The following is a 12,170-nucleotide window of genomic DNA, read 5'->3' on the forward strand; positions in this document are numbered from 1 at the left end:
ACGCGCCCTGGGTGCTTGTGGTTTTTGTAATTATTTTGTTACATTTTTCCGCGGTAAAAATAAGAACATTGCGTGACCCCGTCGGAACACCACCTCCTTGATTCGACGAATGTTTAGAAGACCGGCCTTAAGGTTTTCACCGTGACCCTGCCTATTACAAAAGCCCGATACATCGCTCATTGATGACGCACATATCCAAAGGGAAAGGAAAATGGACGTAGCAGGTAATGGCTTCACTTTGTCGCAACGCAAGCACGCCACTCGTTTCAAGCAGATACCCCTGACACCTATCGCGCTCGGTCTGGCCCTCTGGCTGGGCCAGGGCTCATTGGCCTGGGCGGACGACAATCCCTACACCTCCCAGGTACTGGAGTCGGCATTTCGCAAAGCCGTCGCCTCGTTCGGCCCCGACACTGAGGTGTACAAGAACCTGCGGTTTGCCTACGCGGATATCGTCGACCTGGCGGCCAAGGACTTCGCCGCCCAGTCCGGCAAGTTCGATTCGGCCCTCAAGCAAAACTACGAGCTGCAACCGGAAAACCTCACCATCGGCGCCATGCTCGGCGATACCCGGCGACCGCTGGACTACACCTCGCGCCTGGATTACTACCGCAGCCGGCTGTTCAGCAACAATGGTCGCTACACCACCAATATTCTCGATTTCTCCAAGGCGATCATCGCCAACCTGCCGGCTGCCAAGCCCTATACCTACGTAGAGCCGGGCGTGAGCAGCAACCTCAACGCGCAACTGAACGCCGGGCAATCCTGGGCTGGCGCAACCCGTGACTGGAGCGCCAACGCGCAAACCTGGAAAACCCCGGAAGCCCAGGTCAACTCTGGCCTGGACCGTACCAACGCGTATTACGCCTATGCCCTGGGCATCACCGGCAAGGGTGTGAATGTCGGCGTGCTCGACTCGGGCATCCTAACCAGGCACTTCGAGTTTCAGGGCAAGAATGCCCTGGGCCAGGACCGGGTACAGGCGGTGACATCCACTGGCGAGTACTACGCCACCCATCCGCGTTACCGTCTTGAAGTGCCCAGCGGCGAGTTCAAGCAGGGTGAGCATTTCAATATCTCCGGGGAATATGACCCGGCGTTCAACGATGGCCACGGGACGGAAATGTCCGGTGTGCTCGGCGCCAATCGCAACGGCACCGGTATGCACGGCATTGCCTTCGATGCGAATATCTTTGTCGCCAACACCGGCGGCAGCGACAACGATCGGTACCAAGGCTCCAACGACCTCGACTACAACGCGTTCATGGCCAGCTACAACGCCCTGGCGGCGAAGAACGTGTCGATCGTCAACCAGAGCTGGGGGCAAAGCTCGCGCGATGACGTGGAGAACCACTTTGGCAATGTCGGCGACAGCGCCGCGCAAAACCTGCGTGACATGACCGCCGCCTATCGCCCGTTCTGGGACAAGGCCCACGCCGGGCACAAAACCTGGATGGACGCCATGGCCGACGCGGCCCGCCAGAACACCTTTATCCAGATCATCTCGGCGGGCAACGACAGCCACGGTGCCAACCCGGACACCAACGCCAACCTGCCATTTTTCAAGCCGGATATCGAAGGCAAGTTCCTCGCGATCACCGGCTACGACGAGACCAGCGCCCAGGTCTACAACCGCTGCGGCACCTCGAAGTGGTGGTGTGTAATGGGCGTATCGGGCATCCCGTCTGCCGGGCCTGAGGGCGAAATCATCCCGAATGCCAATGGTACCTCCGCGGCGGCGCCGAGCGTTTCCGGAGCCTTGGCCTTGGTGATCCAGCGCTTTCCCTACATGACCGCCAGCCAGGCGCGGGATGTGTTGCTCACCACCTCCAGCCTGCAGGCGCCGGACGGTGCGGACACGCCCGTGGGCGAGCTGACGGGAGGGCGCACCTACGACAACCTGCAACCGGTGCATGATGCCGCGCCGGGAACGCCGCAAGTGCCGGGTGTGGTCAGCGGATGGGGCCTGCCCAATCTGCAAAAAGCGATGCAAGGGCCGGGGCAGTTCCTTGGCGCCGTGGCGGTGGCCTTGCCTACCGGTACCCGCGATATCTGGGCCAACCCGATTTCCGATGAAGCCATTCGCGCCCGCCGTGTGGAAGACGCTGCCGAGCAGGCCACCTGGGCGGCGACCAAGCAGCAGAAGGGCTGGCTCAATGGCCTGCCCACCAATGCCTCGGCCGATGATCAGTTCGAATACGAGATCGGTCATGCACGGGAGCAGGCGACGCTCACCCGTGGCCAGGACCTGCTCACCGGCACCACCTACGTCGGTAGCCTGGTCAAGTCCGGTGACGGCGAGTTGGTGTTGGAAGGCCAGAACACCTATTCAGGCAGCACCTGGGTGCGCGGTGGCAAATTGTCGGTGGACGGTGCGTTGACCTCTGCCGTGACGGTGGATGGCAGTGCCGTGGGCACGCGTAATGCGGACAATGGCGTGGTGACCACCTTGGGCGGCACCCTGGCCGGCACCGGCACGGTGGGCGCCTTGACCGTCAACAATGGCGGGCGCGTGGCGCCGGGGCATTCGATTGGCACGCTGCGTACCGGCGACGTGACCTTCAACCCTGGCTCGGTGTATGCCGTTGAAGTGGGGGCCAATGGCCGCAGCGACCAGATCCAGAGCAGCGGCGTGGCGACCCTCAATGGCGGTGTGGTGAACGTGTCCCTGGAGAACAGCCCCAACCTGCTGTCCGCCACTGAGGCGCGTAGCTTGCTGGGCCAGCAGTTCAACATCCTCAGCGCCAGCCAGGGTATCAATGGCCAGTTTGCGGCGTTCGCGCCCAACTACCTGTTCATCGGCACGCAACTCGCTTACCAACCGAACCAACTGACCCTGGCGATAGCGCGCAACCAGACCACCTTCGCCAGCGTCGCGCAAACCCGCAACGAACGGGCTGTGGCGACGGCGGCCGAGAAGCTGGGCGCCAGCAGCCCGGTTTACGAAAGCCTGTTGGCTTCCGATTCCGCTGCTCAGGCTCGGGATGCATTCAAGCAATTGTCGGGGCAGCTGCATTCTGATGTTGCGGCAGCGCAAATGGCCGACAGTCGATACCTTCGCGAAGCGGTCAATGCTCGTCTGCAACAGGCCCAGGCACTGGATTCCAGCGCGCAGATCGATAGCCGTGACAACGGCGGCTGGGTGCAGCTGCTCGGTGGGCGCAATAACGTCAGCGGTGACAACAACGCCAGTGGCTACTCTTCGTCCACCAGTGGGGTGTTGCTGGGGCTGGATACCGAGGTCAGCGACGGCTGGCGCGTGGGGGCGGCGACCGGTTATACCCAGAGCCACCTCAATGGCCAGTCTGCTTCGGCGGACAGCGACAACTATCACCTGTCGGTGTATGGCGGTAAGCGCTTCGAGGCGATCGCCTTACGCCTGGGCGGCGCTACCACCTGGCACCGTCTGGATACTTCGCGGCGGGTTGCTTACGCCAACCAGTCGGACTATGCCAAGGCCGATTACAATGCGCGCACCGACCAAGTGTTTGCCGAGATCGGCTACACCCAATGGAACCCATTCGAACCCTTCGCCAACCTCACGTACCTGAACTACCAGAGCGACTCGTTCAAGGAAAAAGGCGGCGCCGCTGCTTTGCACGCCAGCAAGCAAAGCCAGGACGCGACGCTATCTACGGTGGGCCTGCGTGCGCATACGCAGTTGCCGCTCAGCTCCACCTCGGCAGTGACGTTGCGCGGTGAGCTGGGTTGGGAGCATCAGTTCGGTGATACCGATCGCGAAGCCTCGCTGAAGTTTGCCGGCAGCGACACTGCTTTTGCCGTTAATAGCGTACCCGTCGCCCGGGACGGCGCGGTGATCAAGGCCAGTGCGGAAATGGCCTTGACCAAAGACACCCTGGTGTCGCTGAACTACAGCGGCTTGCTGTCCAATCGCGGTAACAACAACGGGATCAACGCCGGGTTTACCTTCCGTTTCTAACCCGGCAGCGGTGTCCTGTGGCGAGGGAGCTTGCTCCCGCGCCACAGTCATCTATGGAATAAACAGCCCTGCGCAAATTTGACCCACAGGTTTACAATCGCTGCTCCTGATCAGGAGTATTGCTGTGCTGACTCATCTCGATTCCCAAGGTCGTGCCCATATGGTCGACGTCACCGACAAAGCCGTGACGTTCCGTGAGGCCGTGGCCGAAGCGCGGGTGCGCATGTTGCCCGAAACCCTGACAATGATTGTCGACGGCGCCCACCCCAAGGGCGACGTATTTGCGGTGGCCCGCATTGCCGGGATCCAGGCGGCGAAAAAAACCAGTGACTTGATCCCCCTGTGCCACCCGCTGATGCTCACCGGGGTCAAGGTCGAACTGCGCGCCGATGGCGTGGATGCCGTGCATATCCTGGCGCGCTGCAAACTCTCAGGCCAGACCGGCGTGGAGATGGAGGCATTGACTGCCGCCAGCGTCGCGGCACTGACGATCTACGACATGTGCAAGGCCGTGGACCGTGGCATGACCATCGAAAGCATTCGCCTGCTGGAAAAGCTTGGCGGTAAAAGCGGGCATTTCAAGGCGGACCCGGTATGAGTATCAACGTGCTGTTTTTTGCCCGTTACGCCGAAGCGGTAGGCTTTGACTCTCTGGAGATGGAGGGTGATTTCGCTACCGTCGATGCTGTGCGCCTGGCGCTGGCCGCTGACCCGGAGTTTGCAGTGCTCAACGAGAGCAGCCTGATGTGCGCACGCAATGAAGAACTGTGCGGCCTTGATGAACCGGTGCAAGCGGGTGACGAAGTCGCATTTTTCCCGCCCGTAACCGGAGGCTGAGCATGACCATTCGTGTGCAGGTCGAAGCCTTTGATCCGGGCGCCGAAGTCAACGCCATGCACGCGGCCAATGTGGGCGTAGGCGCGGTGGTGAGTTTTGTCGGTTATGTGCGTGACTTCAATGACGGGCGCGAGGTGTCGGGGATGTTTCTTGAACACTACCCCGGCATGACCGAAAAAGCCCTGACCAAGATCGTCTTGGAAGCCGAGCAGCGTTGGCCGTTGCTCAAGTTGGAGGTGCTGCATCGCATCGGCACGCTGGAGCCGGGAGAGCCGATTGTGTTTGTCGCTGCGGCCAGTGCGCATCGGCAGGCGGCCTTTGATGCGTGTGCGTTTGTGATGGATTACCTGAAGACGCGGGCGCCGTTTTGGAAGAAGGAAAATACCCCGGACGGCCCGCGTTGGGTGGAAGGGCGGCACAGTGATCATGCGGCGGCGGATCGCTGGAAGCCATAGCTTATACAGGGCCACTAACCGACAGTGATATTAAAAATGGATCTATCGAACTGTCAGATCTGACAGTTGTTTCGCCCCCCCTCTGCAGGTTCTGATGGTATCAGGGCTAACTTAATGAAGGGGTGGGACATGGTCGCGCAACCAAGCAAGTGCCGTTTGTCGAGGTTCAGCATCAGTCGTCCTGCCAATACGGAGGCGGCGAATGGGCTCTATGCCAACGGACGCCATCAGTGTGAAGTCCTCATTGACGTTATTAAAGAAGTCAGTGGCGCTGGCGACGAGTGGGTCCGTGTGCGCTTAACTGATGAGGAGCGCGCCAGTGTCACCCTTGTTGAATGGTCAGAACATGGCAATCAAACGCTCGCTCCCGGGTGGAGCTGCGATGTAGAAAAAAATCAATTCACTCTTGGACTTTGGCGGGACAAATCACAGCAGCAGGAACCGATCAACGACTTGGTAGAGCGTGTTGAGCGTTCCTCAGAAGCTCCTATCAAGCGCTACTTGCGTTGCGACCCGGGCGCACCCATCGGGCCAGCAGTATTTATGGCGTGTGTGACGATTGAAAGTTGTATTTACACAACTTACAGCTTCAGAGATGAAGCTGCTCTTGAGTCTTTTGTCACCCTTAGCCCGGTCCGTCCCATGAGCTGGGATGCAGACGATATGGATCTCTATGTAGATTATCTTGCCTACGCCAGTGCACCGCCTTATCGCACGTCGGTGGATGTTTACTACTGGACACCTCCAGGCGGCTTGTGGGTGGTAAAAAGCATGGGCTTTGATAGTCCGCTGAGTTTGCCTGGGGAGGGTAAGGATTTTCAGAGCGTTTTATCGTGGCATTCACCTCTTGATAACACTTCTTCGAGTAGGGTGGGAACATTTATAAATAAGGACGAGTTGGACTCGACACTTCATCTGCATGAGATTGATGCAGGGCTTCCTGCGCCATCGCCCAACCCCTTGATACCGTTTAACAAAAGACCGACTGTGCTGCGTGCGATCAGGTTGAGGTCTGCGCTGGTGCCTGCGAGTCGCGACACCAAGAGTTTTTGGCGGGTATTGGATAACTATGGCAATGAGCAAAAGTTTTTAGTGAAACAGATAGATTCAATGAACCTGCCTGGCGTTCCATTTTTTAAATTGACCGGTGAGATCGTTCGGACGCTGAGGGTCACTCATTTTAAAATCATGTTGCCCGGTGGCGGGACTTTTACCGATGAGCTGTATGCCAATAGTCGTCATCAATGCAAGGTGGTTGTTGAGGTTGCTATTGAACAGCGACAAACCGATGGGTATTGGCTGCCTGTCAGGCTTTCGGAAGCGGAGCGTAATGGCTTGACCGTTACGCTCTACTCGCCAAATGTCAATGAGCCGCTTCCAGAAGGTTGGAGCTGTGATAGGGAGAAAAACATTTACGATACGGGTCTCTGGCGTACACGTATCGATGAGGTAAGGCCGGATCAAAAACCAGAGGCCGTGGCCGGGCACGCTCAGCGACAAGTCGAGATCGTAGATCGCTATTTACGTGTGGATCCGAGTGTGCCCATCGACGAGCGCAGATTCATGGCGTCTATCGAGATAAGTGGTGTGACTTACACGACTAACTACAGTGATGGTGATGTTGCATTTGACTCGTATGTGGTTGTTCGCCCGGTACGGCTTTATCAGTTGCGCGTAGAGAATCTGACTAGATACCATGATAAGGATGCCTATCATGATGAATATTACGATGTTGATGTTTACTACTGGTCTCCACCAGCAGGATTGCACTTTCTTGTGAACAAAGGCCTCGATGCGCCATTGTCAGTTATTAAGGAAGGTCTGAATTTTCAGACATCATATTTTAATAAGATGGGGGCTGGGTATTATTATAAAGGTGGGGTAGTGATCAATAAAGATATTATTGGTCCGGTGGTTGTGCTCGATGATATTGTTCTAGGTGCGCCTCATGGGAATGAAAAAGTTATTTGGTTTAATATGCGGCCTACCATAATGCGTGCTGTTGTAGCTCGCGTGACGGCGCCATCACCAGGGTCTGGTGATACGGAAAGTCAATGGCGCCTTTTGGATAATTATGGCTGTGAGCATGTTTTTAGATTACGGAAGTTTTGGGACGGGCTTGAACTTGAATTGGTGGACGGTTAGTTGAATGATATTCATGTTTGGTGATGAGGTTTTGTATGGATATTTATTCTCAGGCGTTCAATTTTGATACCCGTTTTGGCGCTGGAGTAGACCCACGCACCGGCCAATACTTTTGTCGAATTCAGTTGGCCACCTTATACCCGCAAGGCCCGCTGGAGGTCAGTAGAACGATCGCGCTGTCATTCTCCATGATGAACACCGAGTCGGGTGTTTATGGGACTGGCTGGCGGATCAGCAATACCGAGTTTGATAGCGCTCGTTCTATGCTCACGCTGCTTACCGGCGAGCAATTCAAAACCCAGAGCCTGCCCTCTGCGGGCGGAACACTGGTGATCAAGGATCGCAAGCTTGCCGACCTGGTGGTCCAGCGGCCCGATGCCACGACGCTTCACGTGATTTACAAGGACGGTACCGTCGAGATATTGAAGCGTACGGGCAGCACCACGCCCTATCGTATTGATGCTATCCAGTTTGAAAACGGTGAGCGTCTGAAATGGGAGTATGCGCCGGGTGGTTCTCTTGAGCGTATTCTGGATCATGATCAGCAAGTGCTGCTGTTGTTGACCTATTCCAATGGGCGCTTGGTACGCAGTGATACGCGAGTCGACGGAGGACGTTATGCGCGTATCACCTTCACCCAATCGAACGCTCGGCTGACCGGTTTTAGCGCCCCTTATGACAGTCGCGAATCGCCTCCCAGTGCAAGCTATATATTGGAGTGGCAAGCCTTTCGCAACGGCATGATTGCTATCCGTCGGGTGCGCTCACCGATGGGTGGTGACGAGTTGATCAACTACGCCGAAAACGGCCATCAGTATGCCAATGGTCAATACATCCCTCGCGTCACCAGTTGGGTCCATACACCCGCTGCCGGTCAGCCCGGCATGTCACGTACCTATAGTTACAGCCCAAGCAGGAATTTCACTGGCTATCCCTTTTCAGGCGGTTTTCGTGAGGGCGAAGACAACCTGTACCTGATAGGCAGTAAGTATGACTATTGGACGGAAGAGACCCGCATCGATAACACAACCCATGAGGCACCGCTGAGCGTTACGCGTACCACCTACAACAAATTCCACCTGCTGGCCGAGGAACAGGTCCTGCGCGAAGGCACCCTGACTACCAGGACCATTGAATATAACGTGAGCCCAGGGCTCTTCCCGGACCAGCCTCCCAACCTCCAGCTGCCAAAAATTCTCACCACGTGTTACGCGTTGGTGGCGGGTGGTGCGGAACGGGTGGTCAAGCTCGAGAGTGAGACTGACGACTACGGTAACGAGCTAAGCCGTACTGAGGCCTCCGGGGTTCGCATTGAATACAGCTATTACCCGATCAAAGGCGAGGCGGGTAAATGCCCGGCCGACCCTCATGATTTGTTTCAGCGTTACGTCAAGCAAGAGCGCCTTATCCCCGCGGAAGGCACGCCTGCCGCCCGACTCACCGAGTACACCCATACCCGTGTGCCACATATGGGTAGCAGCTACTTTGTCGTGCAGGAGTCGGTCACTCAGGCTGGTGTATTCAGCACACAGCAAACCTACTACGACACGCCAGCCGAGCTGGTTGGCCGGTTGAAAAGCACCACGTCTACCATTGATGGCCTGCAATTAGTCAGCAATTACGATTACACCGTCACCGGCGACACGCTGAGCGAAACTCGCCGGCTATTGGGGCGTGAGGGCCACTGGCTGGAGTCAGTGCGCACGCACTCTCTGGTCGACAGGCGCTTACTGTTGATGAGCCGGGACGGAGGGGCAACGCTGGTCACCGCGTACGATGTCGCAGGACGATTGACGGCGCAGACAGCCTCGCCAGGTGAGCCGCAGGAGGCCAGCCGTCGTTTTGTTTATCACTATGCAGCGTCAGGGAAACGCGCTCATTTGGTGATGACTGATGCGCAAGGCCGCAGTACCGTCACTTACTTCGACGGGGCAGGACGGCCAGTTGCCGAGGCATTGTTACTGGAGAATGGCGCAAAGGAGCAGCCCCTCGGGACCTGGCGCTACGATGCCCTTGGGCAAACGGTGGAACGGACTCATATTGATTATCTGCCGGATGGCGAGCGTGTATTGACCACCGGCTACGCTTATAACGCGTGGGGCAACGCCTGCCGTGTAAGCCGTGCCGATGGCAGCGTGGCGATCGATGAATATGACCCAAGGCTGCACCTGCGTGTAACGGGGGTCGAGGGCGGCGAGCTCCTGGAAGCCTATCTGAATGCTCACCATCAGCCGTTCCTGGTAAACCGGGTGGACGCCCTGGGGCAGGTCACTGAAGTGGAGTCATGCCTCTATGACGGCCTGGGGCGCTGCCTGTCACGGGTGGACGTGGACAAGCATCGCACCGTTTACACCTATGACCTGTTCGACCGCGTGTTGACCACCCTCCACACGCCCTCGGATGGCAGCCCTGCGCGGCTGCGCACGGTGGCCTATGCGCATGGAACCAGCGAGTCGCTGCCCAGTTCAATCAGTATCGATGGCAAGCAGGTGGGATCGCGCACCTACGACAGCCTGGGGCGTTTGACTGCGCAGTCCAGGGGCACGGCACCCGCCACCACTTGGCACTATGAGACAAACTGGACCGAACCTGTCGCCGTGGTCTCGGGCAGTGGGCACCGTCAGCAATGGACCTACGACAAGCAGTTGAGCACACCAGGCACGGTCAAAATGGCGGGGCACACGGATAGGCAGTACCGGCATGATCCGGTCAGTGGTCAGCCGACCTATTCAGAAAGCGGCGCGCTCAAACATGAGTTATTCCATGATGTGAACGGCTACCCGGAAAAAGAGATACAGACGGTCCTCGGTAGGCCGCAGACCACGCAGTATGGTTATTCAATCGGCGGGCGTATGTTGCAACACACCACGGATGATGGGCAGCGTAGCGACTTTGAATATGACTCCCTGGGCAGGGTTTGCACGATGACTGCTGGGACGGTAGTCATTAAACAGCGCTATGACATGTTTGCGCGACCAGATGTACTGACCACTCGCTACGCCGATACTGAGGTGGTCACACAGGTGAGTTACGACACCTTGGGGCGGGAGGCGCAGCGGCGCTTTTTGCACAATGGCGTGCTGCTACACGTCATGAGCAGCACTTATCATCCCAACAGCCTGCTGGCCAGTCGCATTGTGCGTGACGCAGCCTCTGAATTGGTGATGGGGGAGACCTTTACCTATGACGCCTTCCTGCGGCTCAAGGATTATGGCTGCGAGGGGCGTGAACATCCCCGGAATTGGTTGGGGCGCGACATCGTTGGGCAGCAATTCAGCTTCGACAGCCTGGATAACATCACAGGCGTCGTGACAACTTTCGCTGACGGCACGCAGGACATCAGCGAGCGGTTTTTCACCGACGCAGACCCCACGCGCCTGACCCGTGTGACCCACTCCAACCCGTTGCAGGATGATGCCCTGACGTATGATGCGGCGGGTAATTTGACCGGGGGGCCAGCAGGGCGAACGTACACCTACAACGGCTATGACCAGTTGACCTGCGTGCAGGAAGGTTCCCTGCAGTGCAGCTACCAGTACGATGCCGAGTCTCGACAAGTCGTGGCGACCCGTGACAATGAATCACCGGTGGCCATGGTCTATGCGGGGGATCATCTGGATAGGTTGGTGCAGGGCAGTAGAAAACTGCGTTATTTCAATGTCGGGGGCCAAGTGCAGGCGCGTACCGGCGGCGTCGAGGGGCCGCAGCTGCATCTGAATGACGGTGCCGGTACCGTGCGCGGCGTGGTGGCGCCTGGGCAAGCGCCTGTACAGCGTCATTACGCTCCGTATGGCGAGGGCCAGGTTGTGCCGCAGGACGGCAATGTGCGATCGATGGCGGATCTGCAACTGCCGGCGTTTAACGGCGAGCGTCTGGATGCGGCGGTCGGCCTTTACCATTTGGGCGCGCGTGCCTATGACCCGCGCTTGATGGTATTTCTTTCGGCTGATCCATTGGCGCCTTTTGATGAGGGTGGGATTAACAGCTACGCCTACTGCGCTGGTAACCCGATCAACCTCATCGACCCGAGTGGGCTTTTTCCAAAGTGGCTGGCTTGGGTGCTGACCGGGGTTGCGCTGGCCTTATCGGTGGTGGCGTTCAAGGTTGCAGTGGTCGGGATGGCGGCGGCGCTCGCTAAAGGGGGGGTAAAGGCGGCAAATATTCTGGGCGTCATCGCTACGGGCTCTAGCTCGGTAGGCGGCACGCTGGGGATTACAGGGCTGAGTATCGAGGCCGTCGACAAGCAAATGGGGTGGGATCGTTCGCAGCACATCAAGAACCTTGGATGGGCGTCTTTCGGGTTCTCCAGTGTTGGCGTTGTTGCCAGTGTCGGCCTTTCTGCCACATTGGGGGCTAAAGCTTTTGCAGCCGCAGCGGGCAGGTCATCTGAAAAGACCATTGGATTCTTCTCCAGCCCCCTCGGCAGCGGGCTCGTTGCGGCAGGCAAAAACGCGACGGGGTTGTCTTACTCGCTCGCTGTCCCCGCCAAGATAACCACTGCCAGTCAACTTTTCGGCGGTGCCCGCTCGGTACTCAGATGGACTAACTTCGGTCGTGGCTTGGATGCGCGAATCAAGAGCCTGCAAGCTCAGCCATCGGCCGACGACGAGCAGTCACAGCGCCAGCAGCAACCACAGCCGCGCCCCATAAGCCTGGGGCTGGCAGACATGCCGGGGAGCAGTTTTCAGTTCTATGGGGAATTTCGAAAAGAGACTGTGCGTATTCGTCAGCCTGTCTGGAGTGACCTGGGCGATAGTGACTGATCAGGACAAGACAGTGGGCGCATAAAAAAT

General features: G+C 57.9%; 6 protein-coding genes. All 6 read left to right on the top strand.

Annotated elements, in window-relative coordinates; all coding sequences use genetic code 11:
• The first annotated feature begins 211 nt into the window (after nucleotides 1–211).
• The 6 genes from E3O56_RS07900 (at nucleotide 212) to E3O56_RS07925 (ending at nucleotide 12,140) form a co-directional block, all read left to right on the top strand.
• Nucleotides 212–3,940 carry an autotransporter serine protease gene (locus tag E3O56_RS07900; protein ID WP_103733354.1) on the top strand — a complete coding sequence of 1,243 codons (3,729 nt, stop codon included), beginning with the start codon at nucleotides 212–214 and terminating at the stop codon, nucleotides 3,938–3,940.
• Between the two features lie 124 nt (nucleotides 3,941–4,064).
• Complete coding sequence (gene moaC, locus E3O56_RS07905; RefSeq protein WP_032877677.1) at nucleotides 4,065–4,538, top strand: cyclic pyranopterin monophosphate synthase MoaC; 474 nt, start codon at nucleotides 4,065–4,067, stop codon at nucleotides 4,536–4,538.
• Nucleotides 4,535–4,777: a molybdopterin converting factor subunit 1 gene (moaD, locus tag E3O56_RS07910; RefSeq protein WP_032877676.1), complete on the top strand. Its 243-nt coding sequence runs from the start codon at nucleotides 4,535–4,537 to the stop codon at nucleotides 4,775–4,777. Before moaC ends, moaD begins: the two co-directional genes overlap by 4 nt.
• A 2-nt stretch (nucleotides 4,778–4,779) precedes the next feature.
• The gene (gene moaE / locus E3O56_RS07915; RefSeq protein WP_032877675.1) at nucleotides 4,780–5,232 is read left to right on the top strand and encodes a molybdopterin synthase catalytic subunit MoaE; all 453 of its coding nucleotides are present in this window, start codon (nucleotides 4,780–4,782) and stop codon (nucleotides 5,230–5,232) included.
• 129 nt (nucleotides 5,233–5,361) lie between these two features.
• On the top strand, nucleotides 5,362–7,377 hold the full coding sequence (locus E3O56_RS07920) for a hypothetical protein (protein ID WP_248128066.1): 2,016 nt from the start codon (nucleotides 5,362–5,364) through the stop codon (nucleotides 7,375–7,377).
• A gap of 35 nt (nucleotides 7,378–7,412) precedes the next feature.
• A complete protein-coding gene (locus E3O56_RS07925; RefSeq protein ID WP_248128067.1) occupies nucleotides 7,413–12,140 on the top strand; it encodes an RHS repeat-associated core domain-containing protein in 4,728 nt (1,575 codons plus the stop codon).
• Nucleotides 12,141–12,170: the final 30 nt, after the last annotated feature.

Origin of the sequence: Pseudomonas sp. W2Aug9, from assembly GCF_023127755.1 — a bacterium.
Taxonomy (GTDB): Bacteria; Pseudomonadota; Gammaproteobacteria; order Pseudomonadales; family Pseudomonadaceae; genus Aquipseudomonas; species Aquipseudomonas synxantha_A.

Coding starts and splice junctions, on each gene's coding strand:
- moaD (WP_032877676.1), top strand. CDS start 4,535: ATGAGTATCAACGTGCTGTTTTTTGCCCGTTACGCCGAAGCGGTAGGC.
- E3O56_RS07900 (WP_103733354.1), top strand. CDS start 212: ATGGACGTAGCAGGTAATGGCTTCACTTTGTCGCAACGCAAGCACGCC.
- E3O56_RS07920 (WP_248128066.1), top strand. CDS start 5,362: ATGGTCGCGCAACCAAGCAAGTGCCGTTTGTCGAGGTTCAGCATCAGT.
- moaE (WP_032877675.1), top strand. CDS start 4,780: ATGACCATTCGTGTGCAGGTCGAAGCCTTTGATCCGGGCGCCGAAGTC.
- E3O56_RS07925 (WP_248128067.1), top strand. CDS start 7,413: ATGGATATTTATTCTCAGGCGTTCAATTTTGATACCCGTTTTGGCGCT.